Annotated in this window: 1 protein-coding gene; it reads left to right on the top strand. The window is 70.3% G+C overall.

All coding sequences use genetic code 11. The features are described from left to right. Nucleotides 1-91 precede the first annotated feature (91 nt). Nucleotides 92-19,663: a C2 family cysteine protease gene (locus IEY60_RS28225; protein WP_229740192.1), complete on the top strand. Its 19,572-nt coding sequence runs from the start codon at nt 92-94 to the stop codon at nt 19,661-19,663. Nucleotides 19,664-19,666: the final 3 nt, after the last annotated feature.

Genomic DNA, 19,666 nt, shown 5'->3' with positions numbered 1-19,666 from the left:
GGCGGCCGCCGACCGGGCCGCCCAGGCCGCCCGCGATGCGGCGCAGGTTGCCCGCGACGCCGCCGGGGCGGTGCGCGAGACGCACGCCGCGTTGGAGGCGGCGCAAGCAGCCGAGGAGGCGGCGGCCCGCGCTCGCCATGCGGCCCTGCTCGAGCGGGAGGCGGCGGAGAACGTCCTGCACGACGCGGTGCCGGATCTGCAGGCGCGCAATGCCGCCAAGCAGCTGGCGGACAGCGTCCGGCTCCCGATGTCGACCACCTCGGCGACCCTGGCCCCGATCGATCCGGCCGTCACCAGCCCGGCGGTCCTCGCTCCCGTCAGCGGGAACGCGGAGCACAACGACCATCGGTCCGCGCAATCGGAATTCGATGCGGCCGTGCACGGTTCCGGCCTCGCCCTGCCCGAACCGCCCGCGGCGACGAAACCGGTCATGCCGGTCACCGTCACCGAGATCGACAATCCGGGGTTGCTGGTCAGCGATGTCACCGGGCACCTGGTGCCGGTGGCGCCGGGGCAGCACCTGGATGTCGACGACAACGTCGATGCCTCGTTCCGCGAGGTCGACGTGCCGGGCGCCGGTCGGGTGCTGCTGCCGAACACACTGATCGCGGCGGCGTTCGACCAGGTCCGTTCGGCCGCCGGGTCGCTCCAGCTCGTGCCGAAGGTGTCGGGCATCGTCGCCTTCGACGCCGACAGCAACGCGCAGGTCATGCCCGATGGGCCGATGTTCGTCCGGCCATATCGCAATGCCGACGAAAGCCGTTCCCGCATGGAGGTTTTCGGTGGACCGGCGGTGGGCTGGTTGCGGGTCGACGCCGACCGCAGCAGCGCCCGGTCGCGCCGGGCGCAGGGTCCGCTGTACCCGAGCGATGTCGACGTGCCCCGGCCCGCCGATGTGTTGCAGGGCTCGGCCGCGGACTGCTACCTGTTCGCGAACCTGCTCGGCATGGCCTCGAACACGCCGAGCCTGATCACCGACATGATCGCCCCGGCCGTCGTCGACGGTCAGCCGGTGTACCGGGTCCGGTTCTACGACCCCGAGACCGCGGACTGGGTGTGGGTGACCGTCGACGACACCTTCTATGTGAACGCCGACGGGACCATGACCTACGCGGTGCACGGTGCCGACCAGCCGCTGTGGGCGGCGGTGATCGAAAAGGCGTGGGCGGTGTTCCACGGCGGCGAGCACGGGTACCACGGGCTCGACCTCGGGATGCCGGGAAAGACCGCCGCGATGCTGCGGCCGCCGACGCTGCCCGGACCCAAGACCGGACGCGCCCAACCGACCCGCGCGGTCGACGAGCCGATGTTCGCCGATCCGTTCCAGCTCGACCGCGACACCCTCGCCGAACTGCTCGGCCGGTCGGGCTTCGCGCGGATGGTCCTCGACGCCGAGTCCCGGTTCGCCGCGCTCGGCCGCGGCACGGGGGCCCAGACCAGGGACAAATTCCTGGTGTTCCTCGACAAGGAAGTCAAGACAGCCGCGACCCGCGCGGGCGACCGGCTGCGCCGGGCACAGGTGCGTCCATCGGAGCTGGCCGACCTGGACCGCGCCGCGGTCGCGGAGATCCTCGGCGGCGACGGGCTGGCCGATGCGGTGCTCGAGGTGCTGGCCGGCTGGGACGCCGCCGACGATGCGCTGGGCCACAACAGCTTCAGCGCGTTCCTGACCGAGCAGTGGCAGGGCCCGCGGCGGGCACTCGAACAGCATCTCGACGCCTGGAAATCGGACACCAAGCTGTCCGACACGACCGTCGCGCAGTGGATGGCCGACCGCATCGACCATCTGGTCCGGCGCGGCGACACCGTCAGCCTGGGTACCAAGGCCGCCTTCGACACTGCCACCTACCATCCGAGCAGCGTGCTGACCGCCAAACACGCCTACTCGGTGGTCCGGGTGGACCGATCCGGCGCGACCACGCGCGTGGTGATCCGCGACCCGCAACACGACCGCGAAATCGGGGTCCCGATCGACGAACTCAACCAGTTCACCACGATCAGCGCCGCGGGCGCGGGCACGCTGTTCGCCTTCGGCGCCGCGAACGTCACCGCAGCGTCGTCGTCCACGGTGGCCGCGCGGACACCCGCGGGGGATCTGCTCGGTGTGTCCAACCCGTTCCGGCGCCGACCCGCGGCGGGGGCGACCACGCAGTTCACCGCCCCGCCCGCGCTGCCCGGATTCGGCCTCCTGCCGAGTTCGGTCCAGCGCGCCGAGAAGACCCTGGAATGGTGGACCGCGCACGGCGAGCGGTGGTGGAACGAGCTGCGTTTCGCCGAACTGCCGCAGGACGCGCGATACCGCCTGACCACCAAGCATCACATGCTGCGCGACCTGGCGGGCATCCCGGCCGCCGTCCGCGACGAGATGAACCGTGGCTACCTGACCGCGGAACTGGACCGGCTCGCCCGTGTCCGGAGTGATCGCCAACTCACCGCCGGTGAGCGCAAGCTGCACCTGTTTGTGTCGCAGGCGATCCGGGGACTCGCCCAGGCCGAGGAATACGCGCGCCGCGGCGCCGAGCTCTCCGGCATCGCCGCGCCGCCGGTGTACCTGCTGAGTTGCCGGCCACAGGCGTTCGACGGTGCGGGCTCGATGATCCTCAGCTACGGCGACGCCGACCGGGCCGAGACGGTGGCGTGGCATGTGCCCAGCCAGCGACCGGCAGGGCTGCCGCAGCAGTGGCGGGGCCTGCGGACCGGGATAGACCTGTACACCGCCGCCGAACACGACAGTCTCGCCGCGAGTACGGCCGTCGTCGTCTGGATGGCGCACGACGGGGCGTTCGGGCCCGAATCGACCGCATCCGCGCTGAATTGGGCGAAGGACACGTCGGCGGACGGCAAGCAGCGGCTGGCTTCGGCGGTGTCGCGATTCCACGGCGTCAGGACCGTGCTCGAGCGCGGCGGCGCGGCCCCGCCGCCGCACACGCTCGAAGTCCACGACCATCGGTGGCACACGAATCCGGGCGAGATCCACGACCGGCCCACCCGCCGCATCGACCAACCGGTCAACCGCGCACTCCACGGGCTCCCCGCCGCCGACCCCGGCCTTCCCGTGCCCGTGCTGGTCTCGATGCCGGTCACGCGCCGCCTGTTCACCGGTGTCCCCGGTGAGCAGGATGTGCTGCGGGACAACGATCGTCGGCATGCCGGCGACCAGCATCTGTCCGCCCAGCTGCGTGAGCTGGCCCGCGAACGTCCCGGCTGGGTGCGCCGCATGGTCCGCGAGCGCCTCGACGGCGCGTACGAGGTGCGGTTCACCGGCCCCGACGGCCGTGCGATCCGCGTCGCCGTGGACCGCCAGTTCCCCGCCTACGACGGCGCGATGGCCTACGGCGCGCACCGACCGGATCGACCGCTGTGGCCGCTCGTGGTCGAGAAGGCTTGGCAGACGCTGCTGAGTACGGAGGAGTCCGGGCCGCATATCCAGGGCGCCCTGCGCGGTAACCGGTACAGCGTGGTCAACGCGCTACGTCCGGCGGGCGAATGGACGCCCGCGGGCTCGTGGCGACCTACTCGGGGCGCCGTGCACCGTGTCGACGAGCACCCGATGAACCTGAGCGAGTCCGCGCTCGCGGCAGCGCTCGGCAATGCCGACGCGGCCGAGGTGATCTCGGGCCTTCGGCACGACTGGGAGCGCCGGCAGACGGTGGTGCCCGACTTCGCTGTGTGGGAAGCCGTGCGGGCCGCACGGGCCGCGGCTCGCGCCCCGGAAAACTCCGTCGACGTCGTCCTCGCCTGGCTGCAACAAGGCGGCGACATCGCCGACCAGCATCGCTTCGAAGTGGAGCTGGCCATCTCGACGGCTGAGCAGCCGGTGCTACGACAGCCACTGCGGCAACTGCGTACCCGCCTGCTGTCCTACGGCGAGGCCGTATCGGCGCGCTGGCCCGCACTGTTCGACGCGCTGACCGCGAATCTGACCCGGGAGGAGTTCGCGCACTGGATGCGCGTCAACGACGTCTCCACCACCGCCGGCTTCCGCGCATTCCTGGAGGAGCAATTCGTCGGCACCGAGCACCAGGCGATGTACGACTCGTCGTGGCCGCGACTGCTCGACGCGATGTCGGAGTGGGACACCGATGCGCCGGTCAGCCTTTCCGCCCTGCGGGACTCGGTCGGCTCGCGGCTGCACCAGCTGTTCGAACACAGCCGCGCGCTGATCGTGAGCACCCGGCCGGCCTGGCCCAACAGTCCCACCGAAAGCGGGCTGCTCGGCGACTACCGTTACGAGGTGTCGAAAGTCTTCCTCGACGACACCAACCGGGTCACCGCGGTACTGCTGACCGATGACACCGGGCGCGAAACCACTGTCCCCGCACACTATTTCAACCAGTTCCTCGTGCTCTCCGTCTATGACCAGGCCGACCGGCCTCTGCGCACGGCCGCCCCTGCGCCGCCGCAGTACCCGGCCGACGACCTCACACCGCCGGAGTACCGGGCCGAGGAACTCGCGCCGTTGGACCAGTACCTCGACGAATTCGGCTTCCCGGTTCCGCACCAGCTGGTGACAGCTATCGTCGACCGGTACGGGTCGCAGATCGTCGTGCCGTCCGCGGATTTCACCGACTTCGCCAGGGCGCCGATCGCCGAGGTGGCGGCGACACCGCTCGGCCTGCTCGCCGCGCGTGACCTCGATGGTCCGCTGTTCGGTCCGACCGGGCGCCCGCTCGTCGAGGACTTGCGGCACCTGCCGCAGTGGCCGGTGGTGCGGCACCTGCGGAACCTGGCCGCCGACCCGGCGGCGCTCGAGCGCCTGCTGCGCCCGGTCGTCGAGAAGTCCGAATCCGCCACCCGCGCCGTCGGATTGGACGTTCTGCTCCCCGTGTCGGGGACACCGACCTGGATCCGGGTGCAGCGCTCGACGGCGCTCCCACCGACCGAGCAGGCGAACACGCCGGTCTGGGGTGCGCTGTTCCTCGAGGCGCTGGCCGCCGCCCGCGTGCTCGAAAACCAGGACGCCTCCTGGCAGTCGGTCGTGCACTTCGACTTCACCGAAAGCATCGAAACCGATGACGCCGGACCGATTCCGCTGGTCCCGGCGGGGACGACGACCTCGGACGCCCCGGTGGAGTACGTCCGCAGCTATCCGATCCGGCGGCCGGGTGCGACCCGCACCGAGGTCGTGTTCGGGTACGAACGGGTCCTGCCGACACCGATCGGCAGTGGCGCCGTCCAGCTGGAACGCCTCGATGTCGACGGCGACCTGGTGACGGTCGATCGCGTCGAACTGGCCCGCCTCGGATTGCCCGCCTTCAGCCGACTCCGTGGTGCGCCGTGGCCCGATGCGGTCGGTCCGCTGGCCGATCACCTGACGCACCTGCCGGATTCGCCTGCGGTGAACCAGTTGCGGCAGGTGGCGGCCGAGGAACCGAACCGGCTGCGCGAGCTGATCCGCGTCGACGACGACGGCACGACAGCCACGGTCCACCTGCTGGTGCAGGGCAGGCCGCAGTGGGTGCGGGTCAACGGTGTGACCGCGCTGCCGGGGCCGGCGCGGGACGGGACCTGGGCCGGTCATCCGACCTGGCCCGCCTTCGTGCTCGAGGCCTACGAGGCCACGCGGGACGACATCGACGACGACACCGACCTCGCCGCCTACGACGACCAGGAACTGTTCGCGCCCCTCCCGATCGAGCAGATCACGCCGCCCAATTTTGTCCTCGATGCCGTTGTCGACCACGCCGCGCTGCCCGCGGCGGTGGCCGCGTCGAATCCGCTCGGCCCGCACAACGGGACGCCGATCGGGCCGGTGCTCGCACCGATCGGGCTGGGGACCAGGGTCGTGTACGGGTACGCGCCACTGGTGGCGGCGGATGGATCGGTCGTCGAACCGTTCGACGGCGGCGTCCTGTCGCTCCAGGCGAGGTTCCTGCGCCCCGACGGCACCGACACGGCACGGGTCACCGGTCTGAGCGGGACCGTCGATGTGCCGATGGCGACGCTCGCCGCGCACGGCTACCACTGGGACCCGGTGCACGAGTGGCTGGCCAGAGCGATCCCACTGCCCAACGGGGAGTTGGTGTTCGAGCATCAGCGGGTCGTCGTCGACCCGCGGCCGTTCCCCGGCCACGTGCTGCTGCACGTCGGCGATCGGCGCCACTGGATCGATGAGCGGGTGGCCGCGCAGTTCGGGCTCGTCCGGCCCGGCGGCACACGGGTCTCCGGTGCGCTGACGCTGCCTTCCGGTGCGCAGGTGCTGGTCTCGCAGCTGCCCGTCGTGGTCGACCCGTCGCCGCAGACCCGGCCGGGCCAGATCCTGCTCCGCAACGAGGGCGAGCCGCTGTGGGTCGCCGAGGACCAGGCGGCGGCCGCCGGGTTGCGGCGGGCGCGCCGACTGGACCGGCCGATCTTCGGCCGACGCGGGCCAACGGTCGACGACCTCGCCGGGCTGCAGGACTGGCCCGAGGTCGCGGAGTTGCGTGCGCGCGCGACGAATCCGGTGAACATCCTGAACATGGTCCGCTACGTCGTCGTCGACGGCGGCGCACTCAGGACGGTCGACGGGATCGCCACCGCGATCTTCCCGAACCACGTCGACAAGCACGGCAACGTGCTGGGCCAGGGCGGCCGGGTGCTCGTCGGCAACAGCAATGTTATCGGCATCGATGTGCTGCTGACCGTGGCCGGGCAACCGCGCTGGGTGCGGGTGGACCGATCCACGGTGATCCAGGCCGCGATGTCCGACGCGACGCCGTCGTGGCCGCTGCTGGTCCTGGAGGCGGTCGGCGCGGTGCGCGCCTACGAAACGGGGATCGGGGTGCCGGTGCACACCGCCCCGCGCGCTGCGCCCTCCCTGTTGACGCAGGCGTTCCACGCACCGTCCGATGATGAACCGGCGCCGAGGAATCCGGGCTCCACCCAGCCGGTGACCGCGGTCGCACCGCAGTTTCCGCCGGCGCAGTTCGCGGCGGACGTCGAGATGGCGCTGCCGCGGCCGTCGAGCGGCCCGGTGGACGCGGGGATACCGGTGCTGACCTCGCCCGGTTCCCGGCTTGCCTTCGAATTCCCGCCGCTGGTCCAGCGGTTCGGTGCGGGGACGCGGGTGTGGCCACCGTTCGAGGGCGGAATCCTGCTGGTCGCCGGAACCGTGGACGAGCAGGCCGGGCACGTCGCGCTGTCCGGACCGAACGGCCCCCTGCGCGTCCCTGTCGCCGCACTGGCCGAGAAGGGATATCGCTGGGACGCGGCGAACGGGTGGTATGCGCGCGCGGTGACCGTCCAGACGCTGGACGCGGGCGACATCGTGCTGTTCGAGCATCAGACCGTGGTGGCCGAACCGCATCCGCAACTGCCGGACTACATCTCGGTACGCGCAGGCAAGGAGACGTACACGATCGCGACGGCCGAGGCGCACCGGGTCGGTATCCGCCTGCCCCAGCAGCTCGGCGGTGAACTCTACGGTGCTCGCGGTCCGGTCGTCGAAGACCTTGCGGGCCTGCCGGATTGGGCAGCCGTCCGGCAGTTGCGCGAGCTCGTCGCCGACCCGGCGGCCATCACGACGATGCTGCGCCCGGTCCTCGACCGCGACGGGAACCTGAGCCACGTGGACGTGGCCGTACTGGTATCCGGTGAGCGGCAATGGGTTCGGGTGGACCGCTCGACGGTCGTCCCAGCCGATCCCGCGGTGACCGATCTCGCCACCACCCCGATCTGGCCGTACGCCGTGCTCGCGGCGCACCTGGCGGCCAGGACCATCGGGGACGCGGCGGCGATCGACGAACTGAAGAATTCCCGGTCGATCGGTAACTGGGCCGCGGCTCTGGTCAACGACGGGCTTTTCGCACCGGAGGGTGTCGACGAGGACGACGTCGCCGCCGGACTCGAAGACGAACCAGCACAGCAAGATACGGAGACGGTGGTTCACCCGGCACTGGTCGAGGAGCTGCCCGGCACCAGCACGCCCCTGCTCGGCGCGCCACTGCCCGTGAGTGGTCCGGTCACGGTGGGTCCGCCGCATCCGATCGCCGATCTGCTCGACGAGGGCGAACTGGCCGCGCTGTTCGACACTCCGGAGGTGGAGAGCGCGGCCTTCGAGCGGGCGGCGATTCCGGTACCGGATGGCTCGGCCGAGAGCGCGCCCGCCGGCATGGAATGGCCGATGCCGGTCACCACGGCACACATCGCGGCCGTGCCGGGAACGCTGCTGGTCAGCGACAGCGAACAGCGTCTGGTCGCCATCCGCACGGCGAGGTCGCTGCCCGTGCTCGCTCGGGAAGCGGACGGCCATGTCCGAATACAGCTTCCGGACGGCCGCACCGCCGTCCTGACGCCCGAGATGGTCGCCGGCGCCTTCGTGCCCGGCCGTCGGCTCAATCGCGCGGATGGTCAGGAGCTGTTGCGGCCCATTATCCCGCCGAGCCCGCACAGTCTGGGCTGGGTCGTCGATGCCGCGGGCGCCGTTGTCGAACTGCCCGGCAAGGCATTCCGGGCGCGGCCGCATTCCGGCGAGCCCCGCTACTCGATGGCGGTGCACGCGGGACCGGAATTCGGTTGGTACGCGGTGGAACCCACGCGACTCGACGTCAAGGCCGAACGCGCGCGCGGGCCGCTGTACGGCCCGACGGGACTGCCACAGCCGGGCGACGCCAAGCAGGGCCGCCTCGGTGACTGCTATCTGATCGCCCCGCTGATCGGGATGGCCACCGACCACCCCGGCTTGATCACCGACATGATCAAGCCGGTCGAGGACCTCGACGGCATGTACGACGTGCGCTTCTACGACGAACAGACGCACGCCTGGGTGTGGGTCCGGGTCGACGACACCTTCTACCATCGCGGCACCGACGGCACGATGATCTACGCGGTACAGAACCCGGATCAGCCGTTCTGGCCCGCACTGGTCGAAAAGGCCTTCGCGATCCTGCGCGGCGGCGCGGCCGGCTACCAGGGCATCCACGGTGGCAATTCGGCCGCTGCCGGGGCGACGCTGCGTCCGCCGGTGCTGCCGGGGACCGCGGGCCGCAGCCAGCCTTCCGCGAGCGAACGTCTCAGCTTGACGCGCATGCCGTTCCTGGTCGACTACGACACCATGATCGACATCGCGGGCAGTGCGGGATTCGTGCGGATGATGCAGGACTGGGAGCACGAATTCCGCACCGCGCAGCTCGCGCAGGACGATCTCGGCGCCGCCTTCAAGACACTGGCGCTGAACCACGTGAAAGCCGAGCTGAAGCGCGTCCGCGCGGCGCTGGACAGCCCCGAGCTGGCGTCGGTGCCGCTGTCGGCGATCACCCGCGCGGACCTGATCGCGCGGCTGGGCGACAACGGCACGGTCGACGCGGTGCTGGAGGCACTGTCGGCCTGGACCAACGACGACAATCGGGTCGGCTTCGTCACCCGCCTCGGCAAGCAGTGGCGGGCCGCGAGCGGCGCCGTCGAACAGCACCTGTCCGCCTGGTTCGCGAACACCAGGCTGGCCGACACCACGGTGGCGCAGTGGCTGGCCGCGCGCATCGAGTTCCTACTGTCGCGGGGCGATACCGTCTCTCTCGGCACCAGGTCGAACATCGCACGCACGTATCACCCGACGGCACCGGTCGTTTCGAGCCACGGCTACTCGGTGCGCCGCGTCCTGCGGTCCGGAACGGACACCTTCGTCGAAGTGGTTGATCCCCGCCGCCCCGGTACGGTCCTCCAGGTTCCGCTCGGCGAACTGAACCTGTTCCGCACGCTCAGCTCGACCGGTGCGGGCACCATGTTCGCGTCCGGCGCACGGCCCGATCAGAGCGTGAACGCCGCGGCCCGGCCGACGAGTGAAGTGCTCGAGCCTGCCCCGATCGCGCCGGAATGGGCGGTCGCGGTGGAGCAGTGGTTCGACGGCGCGTGGACCGTGCAGACCGCTGCGGTCACCGAGTGGCGGCCCGCGGATCCGGCCGACATCATGCTGCTCGGTACCTCGGCGCAGCAGCTGTTCGTGCTGCACCGCGGCCGGGCGGGCCGGATCGAGGCGCTGGATTTCCAGGGCAGGCCGGTCGCGCTGGACGAGCGTGGCATCGGCGGGCTGATCAGCGACCACCGGCTGACCGAATTCCGGGTCGGCCGCATCGAGCTGGCCCCGCAGTACGACGTGACCAGGCGGGTGGTGTCGTTCACCGGCTTGCTCGACGAGTGGGTGCGGCCCGCGTTCGTCGCGCCGGTGGACGCGGTGATCGACCGGGAAACCCTGGTGGCCGTGCCGACACCGCCGCGCGTGCGGGTGCCGGAGGGCGGAATTCTTCGCGATCGCGGACTGGTGGACGGTCAGCGCTACGCGGTGCGGCGGGCCGATGATCCGGCGCTGGTGGAGGTCAAGCCGGTCACCGGCGGTGACGCGTGGCTGATGTCGGCCGAACACGCCGCCGCGTTCGGGCTGTACCCGGCACAGCCGATCGATGACCCACTGTGGGGGCCGGAGGGGCCCGCAGCCGAGGACGTCCCGGAGTTGTTGGGCGACAAGGAGTTCACCGAGCAGCTGCGGGAGCTGGCGCGACGGGATCCGGGCGCGATCGTGGACATGTTCGCGATGGCCGACACCGAGGACCGGGCCACGGCGAGCCGCTACCGGATCATGATCGCCGACAGCACCGGTCCGGTGCTGGTGGAAGTGGACCGCCTGCTGCATCCGGATGCCGATGGTCGGCCGGTGGTCGAGGACGGTCGCCCGGTGTGGCCGCATCTCGTGCGGAAGGCGTACGAGCGAACACGATTCGCGGAGATCCTCGGCATCGACACCGCGGCGATCGACTTCGCCCCCACCGGTGACCAGCTTCGGCAGCTGCCCGCCGACGCGCGCGTCACCACCATCGCGGCCGACGGAAACTGCTTCTTCCGTGCCGTTTCCGCCATCATCGGCCAGGATCACGCGACCATCCGCGCGGATCTCGTCGACTATCTGCTCGACCGGCGCGCCGAATTCGAGCACTTCGTCGCCGTCGAGGAGGGGGTATCTCGCGCACAGAAGTTCCTCGACGATGTCACCGCGTTGCGGCGGGACGGGACGTACGCCAATGATGCCGCCGACTTCCTGGTCGTGGCCGCCGCCCGGCGGTACGGCATCGACCTGGCGGTGATGGACGACGCAGGGAACATCGTCGAGACGCACGCGGCCACCGGATCCAGTGCACGGCACTACCTGCTCCGGCGGGAGGTGGCCGGGGGCCACTACAACCTCGCGACGGTGTCCGCGCAGCCGTCGGGCAGGGGGCAGGTGCACCCGAGCGGGACACCACAGCGTCAGGGGACGCGCCGCGTGGTCGGCGCCGCCGTGCGACGGCTGCTCGCGGTCCTGGCCGGAGTTCCGCGCACCCCGAAGGCCCCGCATACCGTGGCACCCTGGTTCGACAAGGAGCTGCCACCGATTCCGGCGAGTTCCGCGCGCGTATCCGCGGACCACGATGCGCCGCTGTGGGAGAACGCTATCGATCAGTGGTTCGACGGGGACTGGTCCGATTTCTCCGGGGCGGTGGCGCAGTGGCGGCCTGCCCGTCGGGCGGAGATCATGCTGCTCGGCACGGGCACGCGGCATCTGTTCGTTCTACACAGTGGTCCTGCGGGACAGGTCGGGGTGCTCGATTTCGACGGCCGACCGGTCGTGCTCGACGCGCGCGGGATCGACGGATTGATCAGCGACCATCAGGTGACCGAATTCCTGCTCGGCCACATCGAAATGGCACCGCAGCACGGTCGGGTGGTGTCGTTGACCGGACTCGACACCCTGCTCGCGGAGCAGGACGACGTCTTCGCCGCGCCGACCGAGGACACCACGGCGGCGCAGGCGACGGAACTCGCGCGCGCGATGGAATCACTGCGGGCAGTGCCCGACTACGGCACGGAACTCGCCGCGCAGCAGCACGGACCGGAATCGGGCGTCACTCCCGCCTCCGGTCGGCCCGTCTTCGCCGGTACTTCCGTCCCGGTGCCCGAGCGCCGGACCGCCGCCGACGAGATCGTGCTCGCCGGTGTCGCGCCGCTGCCCGAGGTGACCGCCCCGCCGGTCGACATCGGCCTGCACGAGAAGCGTCGCCTCGTCGTCGGACCCGACGGCCTGCTGTACCGATCCGACGGCAGCCTCTTCGACACCCGGTGGTCGGCGAACCTGAATGGTGGCCACCAGCAGCCGACTCACCTGACGTCGTCGCCGATGAACCGGCGCGCCATCCTGGTGATGGACGAGCGCGGCAACATGTGGGCCGTCCCGTCGGGCGAATTCGACGGCAAGACGATCACCCCCGCGTCGCTGCTCGGCGCGGGCCGGGCCGCCGCCTCGGCGTGGATCGAGGTGCGGGCGGGCGTGCTCACCGTGCTGGCCGACGCGAACGGCGAGTACGGGTTCGACATGTCGCAGCACAACGGCAGCGCGCTGCTGTACCTGATGCGCGGGCAGCCCGGCAGTGCCGGGCCGGTCATGCCGAGAATGCTGGTGGCCGAGGACTTCCGACACCTGCGTTACATCGGCTCCGGGCGCACCCCGAGCGAACCGGGCTGGATCGAGCAGGACTGGCGGGGCAGCAGGCCGACGTCGGAGCAGGCGGCCGCGCCGCTCGGCACCGCGGCGCGTCGACCGCTCCCGATCGCCCCCGACGGCGCGACGAGTCAGCTGGTCGAGACGGCGTTGCAGACCAAGGGTTCCCGCGTGTGGCCGCGCGATCTGCCCACCATCACCACGGAGGCGGGGACCACGCTGCGACCGTTGCCGGGGGGAATCCTGCGGCACCGCGCTCTGTCGACGCGTGTACGCGTCGACGACAACGGTGAGCGGTCCTACTTTGTCACCGGGGCGGACGGGACCGGCTGGGTAACCGGCCGCGCCCTGCACAGCGACGGCTACCGCCTGGACGCGGCCAACGGGCGGTTCGCGCGGGAACTGACCTTGCCGACGTCGACCGGTCCGATCACGCTGGCGGTCGACGAACTCGTTCGCGTCGAGCAGGACCCCGCGGCACCGGACCGGGTGCTGCTGTACCGCGGCGCCGCCGCCCCGGTGTCGGTGGCCGCTGACCAAGCCGACCGGCTCGGTCTGCGCCCGCTGCGTCGACTCGCCCACCGGGTGTTCGCCACCACCGGTCCATCGATCGACGACTTGGCACACATCGATCTCGCCCCCGATTCCGCGGTGCTGGAGCAACTTCGGGACCTCGTCACCACCCACCGGAAGCGCCTCGTCTCGATGTTCACCTCCTTGGATCGGGATTTCGGGGTGCTGCTGATGGTGCGTGGGCGTCCCCGCTGGGTCCGGGTCGACCGCTTCACCACCATGGACTTCACCGGCACGGCCACCGACCCGATCTGGCCGCTGCTGCTGCTGGAAGCCGTTGCCGCGGTGCGCAAAGCCGAGGACCAGCACGATGTGCAGCTCAGCCTGTACGACCGGGAGTACGACACCGACGCCGGAAGCTGGATCCCCGCGGCAGACGTCGACGCCGAACGCGACAGTCGGGTGGCGATGTGGCTGAGCACGGTCACCGACGGCGCGCCCGCGGCGCCCGAGCCGACCACGACCACGACCGATGACCAGACGGAATGGGAGCGGGCGCAGCTGCTGATCGTGTGGACCGATGCCGCGGAGAACGACCCCGACGCACAACTGACGCTCTACGACGCGGGTCGCGGCATCACGATCCAGCTGACCCGGCAGGAGCTGGCGGACCAGGGGTACGTGTACTCGAACACCGAACTCGGCAAACGCTTCACGCTGCCGATCATCGAGAACGCCCACGGCGTGCCGATCGGACCCGAGCTGAATCCCGCCGCACCACAGACCTATCCGGCGGCGGTGACACCGACGACCCTCGACGAGCCCGGCGCCGACGGTCAGCTGCCCGCCGCCGACATCCTGGTACCGCCCACCGGAGTCACCCTGCCGACCGCGACCGGACCGCTGCACCTCGCCGCGGGTACCCGCATCGCCGCCCGCCGCACCACGAGCTACCCCGACCACGTGTGGATCAAGCACGAGCGGCAGGCGCAGTGGCAGCTGGTTGCGGAAGCGGACCTCGCCACCGCGGGCTTGGCAGTGCCGCACGTCGTCCGGGTCCTCGGTGACCTGTTCGGGCAGGACGGGCTGCCGTACGCGCACGAGACCGGGCAGATCGGGCTCGGCACCTGCTATCTGCAGAGTCTGCTCCGCAGCCTCACCACCACCCACCCGGACTGGATCCAGCAGATGGTCGAGGAACGCGACGGCGGCTTCGCGGTGCGGTTCAGTGGACCCACCGGGTACATCTGGATCCCGGTCGACCGGCGGTTCTACGCGGTCGGATCCGGCGCGGACCAGCGCCTGGCCTACGGCGTCCACGAGCCGGGGCGGCCGCTGTGGGCGGTCGTGATCGAGAAGGCGCTGGCGATCTATGTCGGCGGCGATCGGGGTTACGCCGGTATCAGCGGCGGCACCGCGGCGGCCACTGCGGCGATCCTGGCTCCGATGCACGCGTGGAACTCGATCGGACGGCCATCACGACTCCGGGCGACCGATGATCTCGGGTACGCCCACCCGATGACGATGGGGCAGGACGCGCTGGCCGCCCTGGTCGGCAGCTCGGCGCTCGCCCGCGACGTCCTCCAGCTGGAGCAGGCATGGCGCGATCGCATCAAGAACCAGACCCAGGCGGGTCCGGAACACAATCCCTATGTGGCCGAGGGCTTCCGGGCCTTCCTCCGGTCCACGATGGACCCCACGAGCTTCGATCGGCTGCTGCGGGCGACCGCGCTGTGGGACGCCATGCGGGACTGGGAATCCGGCCGTCCCCAGCCGACGGGAACGGCGCTCACCCAGTGGGCACTCGACCGCATCGGCTACCTCGTCGATCACGGCGACGCGGTCGTCCTCGGCACCAGGGGTGATCTCGACCAGGACGCGCCAGGCAACCTCGGCTTGCTGAGCGGCCACGCCTACACCGTGCTCGGTGTGGAAACCGATGCGGCGACCGGACATGTCACCGGCGTCGTCGTTGTCGATCCGGGTCGGAGCATGTACGACCCGGCCGCGTTCATCACCGTGACCCAGACCCATCTCAACGCCTTCCTCATGCTCTCGTCCGCCGGACCGGGCAGCTGGGGAGCGCACGGCCACGACTACCTGCCCACCCAGCGCATCGGCTTCGGTGCGGACCAGGGGGCGCCGCCGGTCCCGAACCGCGCGACCCGCCCCAGCCAGGCGCCGTCGACGATGTCGGTCGTCGAACTGTCGACGAATCAGCCGGTGGCTCCGCCCATTCGGCGGTCCACCCGACCGACTGTCGTGGCGCCGATCGCCCCGGTCGTCGCCACCGCGCCGCCCGCATCGGAGTTCGCGCTGCCATCGGCCGCGACCGACATTCCGCGCCAAGGCTTCTCGCTCGACGCCTACAGCGGTCACCGGGTGCGCTTGCCGGGCAAGGCGCGAGTCCCCTTGAGGGTGCACGACAACCACGTATGGCTCTGGGCCGCTTCGGAACAGAACTCCACGCCGCAGTGGCACCAGTTCGACAAGGACGCGGTGACCGGACGCGGAGTCGAAGTGCCGCAGGTCGTCCGGATGGACAATCTCCTGTTCGACCCCGACCGGCTGCCCTCGGTGCTCGACGTCGAGCAGGGGATGTTCGGAACCTGCTACCTGATGGCGGATTTGATCGGTCTCGCCCAGCAGCATCCGAACTGGATCCACGACATGATCATGGATATGCACGACGGCACGTTCGATGTGCGGTTCACCGAGCAGGTCGACGACCTGCACCGGCGGGAAGTGTGGATCTCGGTCGACCGGAACTTCTATGTCTACGACGCCGAACGTCCCTACGCGCAACGTAAATCGGGGATGCCGCTGTGGGCGATGGTGATCGAGAAGGCGTGGGCCAAGTACCGCGGCGGCGACCACCGCGGCTATGTCGGTATCGAAGGCGGCAGCGCCGCCGCCACCGCCGCCGCGTTCGAGCCGCCGACCGTGACCGGCAGGCACGGCAGGCTGGTCCCCTCGCGCGCCATGGACGACCACTATTTCGCCCACCCGCTCACCCTGGGACAGGACGCGCTCGCCGAGCTGATCGTGGTACCCGGTGTGCCGGACGAGAACGCGCACCGCGACGCGCTCGAGCTGGCCGCGGAGATCCTCGACCTGGAACCCGCGTGGCGCGAGTGGATGAACAAATGGGCCGACCACACCAACTGGGACCGGGCCAGGAGCGTGTGGCACTCGCTGCACGGAACGAACTCCGCGATCGATCCGAACGAACCGCGGTATCGCCAGTGGCTCGATGGCACCAACGCGCACACCTCGGCGGGGTTCCGGACCTTCCTGCGCGAAACGCTCCGTGCCGACCGGTACGCGGCGCTGGCTCCCGCGCTCGAGGTGCTGCACACCGAAATGGCGCGGTGGGAGTCCGGCCAACCACTCGACGAGTCCTCGGTGCTCACCCAGTGGGTCGCCGATCGGATCAGCGCGCTGCTCGCGCGCGGCGACAACGTCACCGTCGGCACTCGCCTCGTGCGGAGCGGAAACGTCCACCCCCACTCCGGATTGCTGGCCGGGCACGGCCTCGCGGTGACGAGAGTGGTGACCGAGAACGGTCGCGCGATCGCCTTGGAGTTGCGTGACTCGACCGATTGGATCGACGTCCCGAACGGCGTCGTGTCGTCGCGCATCGTGTCGGTGCGCCATCTCAACCAGTTCCTGCTGCTGAGTTCCGCCGGGCCGGGCACCCGGTTCGCACACGGCTGGGACGCGGTCGCGACCCCGGCATACTGGCCGGTGCACGCCCGCGTCGTGGTCGGCGATCGCGCGCTCGACCTCGCGGGAACCGGCGCGGACCGCACCGTCCTGTCGCCGCAGAACGACCTGTCCGATCGGGACGTCCCGTTGACGGCCGCCGACTCGATCCTGGCGCATCGGTACGAGGCGGACAGCCAGGACCTCCTGCCCGCCGCGCTCGTCAAGATCCGCACCGATCTGGAGTTCGAGTCGAACGGGGTGCTGGTGCCACTGGAGGCCGGGTCGCGGGTCGCGGTGCGGCTGGACACGGGCACACCGGACCGAGTCCTGGTGTATGCGGAGGCCGTCGGGACCGAGGTGTCGACCTGGCACGCGGTCGATCGGTCGGTGCTCGTGGACGCCGGTGTGACCGTACCGGCACTGATTCGGGTGACCGGCCCGCTGTTCGGCGCCGGTGGACTTCCGGCCGCGACCGATGTGAAGCAGGGCGACATCGGCACCTGCTATCTGATGGCCGACCTGATCGGCCTGGCCGCCAAACATCCGATATGGGTGCAGGCGATGATCCAGCCGCGCGACGGCGGCGGCTGGAAAGTGCGGTTCACCGAGGAGGTCGTCGACGAGAGCGGGCGTCCGGCGCCCCGCGCCTCGGCGTTCGACGACCCGGTCCGCCGTGAGGTCTGGATCGAGGTGGACGACCGGTTCTACGCCGTCGGCACGGACATGGCGTACGCGGCGCACGAGGCCGGTCACCCGCTGTGGCCCGCGGTGATCGAGAAGGCCTGGGCGATCTACACCGGTAAGCACGAGGGATACGCCGGGATCGAGGGCGGCCTGCCCGGCGTCACCGGCGCGGCGCTGTGGCCGACGGTCCTCACCGGCAGCTCGGGCCGCACCCTGTCCAAGCGTGCCGTGGACGACATGGGTTTCGCGCATCCGATGTCGCTCGGCGTGGATCTGGTGACCGACATCCTCGGCGATGCGACGCTCGCGAAAGAGGTGCTGAGCCTGGAGTCCGAGTGGCAGGCGTGGATGAACAGCTGGGCGGACCTGTCAACGTGGGACCGCGTGGCCGCGGAAATGGAACGGATCGACACCCTCGGACTGTCCGAGGAGGACGCCTCGGCCGCGTTCTGGAACTGGCTGTCGCGCCAGGACGCTCGAACATCGGCCGGATTCGCCGAATTCCTGAAGGCATCGTGGGGGTTCGTCGAGACCGATCCGCTCGGCGAGCAGTTGGCGCCGCTGTTCGAGGTGATGCGGCGGTGGGAATCCGGGACGCCGATGGTCGGTTCACCGGTCGCGCAATGGGCGGGGGATCGGATCAAGCACCTGCTCGACCGCGGCGACACCGTGGTCCTGTCCACCCGGCGGCTCGAGGTGGGCCGACGGCACCCCTTCACCGACCTGACGCATCAGCACGCGCACGTGGTCGCCGGTGTCGTCACCGACGCGGCGGGGAAGGTCACCGCGGTGCGCCTGATCGACCCGTTCTGGTGGCTGCCCGAACACCGGTTCGCCGACGGCATCGAGGTGCCCCTGCAGTACCTCAACCAGTTCGAGAGTTTGTCGTCGGTCGGGATGGGCGCGCGGTCGGCGTACGGCTGGGACACGGCCGTTCCGACCGCGGAAGGGTACGGAACGTCGCAGTCGGGAGACGAACTGGCACAGGCATTCGAGTCGACGGTGTCCCTCGATTCCGCCACGGGGGAGCTCACCTCGCCCAGCAGGCCGCAGCACGATTTAGCGCTCTGGGCGCTCGAGGTTCTTCGCAACAGTTCGGAGCCGAATCGTCGTGCCTGGCTGGCGAACGCCGCGACCGGGATCACCGATCACGACGAGTACGCCGGGCGGCGCTACGGCGACAAGGCCGCGGCGATTCTGGGTGACCTCGACAGCCTCAACCAGAAGTTCGGCCCCACCCGTGACTTCCGGCAACTGCTGATCGATCCGGGTGTCGTCTCGGAGACGTACCGGCCCGCGTTCCTGGAGTTCGTGCGAGCGCGGAAGTGGACCGAGGAATCCGTGTTCGACATGCGGCACGCCTTCTCGGAATCGCTGGGGACAACGACGTACTACCGTGCGCTGAAGCTGACGCAGGAAGCGGCCGAGCAGATCGAGGCCGAGACCGGTCTCAGCAGCCGCGCCTGGCGGGCGGCCACCGCCGCCCCCGGTCTCGAAGATGCGATCCGCGCCGGTCGGCCGGGTGTGCTCGATCCCCGTGAAATCTTCGATGCGCCACTGAGCCAAGCGATCACGAACCATGTCCGGCCCTTCTCACGAACATCGACGATGCGGCCATGGGGCACCCTGAAACCGGTCGCCAGCTACAAAACCGCCGCGACGAAGGAACAGCAGGGGGCCTCGCGCATCAATCAGACCCTGGTCACCCAGCGCGCGGGAGAGCTGCGCACCGCGGAGTTCGACCTTCTGGAGCCGTATCTGACGGCTGCGGCGAGGCAGCTCGGCCTGCTGGGCGAAGCGGACGCGCTGTCGGTGACAGCGTTCGACAAGCTCCCGCCGGCACAGCGGTCGGAGATCTACAAGGTCGCCCGTCCCGCGTACAGCGAGGCGCGCAGCCGCGACCTCGAGCGGCTCAAGGACGCCGATGCCTTCCAGTCGGTCACGCTGGATCAGCGGGTGGCGAAGTCGGTGGCCGCGACGCCGGAGATGGCCGGGCAGCTGCGCGACGGGGAGTCGATCTACCTGTTCGAACTCGAGCTGTCCCCGCTCGACGTCATCGATCCCGAGGACTACATCGGCAGCGCGGAAGCGCCGAAGTCCGTCAAATTCGGTGGCGGCGAATGGTTCGCCTACACCGGCGACATCGAGGGGATCGTGCTGGGCCACATCCACTCGTCGCAGATCCGGTCGGCCGCCCCGCTCGACCCCGCACAGTGCCAGGACTGCAAGATGGAGCTTTCGTGGGATCCCGTGACCGGCCAGGTGACCGAACATCAGCACCCGCCTGCGGAATCGCCGGACTTTCTGAACCTGTGAACC

Source organism: Nocardia rhizosphaerihabitans, from assembly GCF_014646295.1.
Lineage (GTDB): Bacteria > Actinomycetota > Actinomycetes > Mycobacteriales > Mycobacteriaceae > Nocardia > Nocardia rhizosphaerihabitans.
Note: the sequence above shows the minus strand (reverse complement) of the source record. Positions and strands in the feature narration are given on the sequence as shown.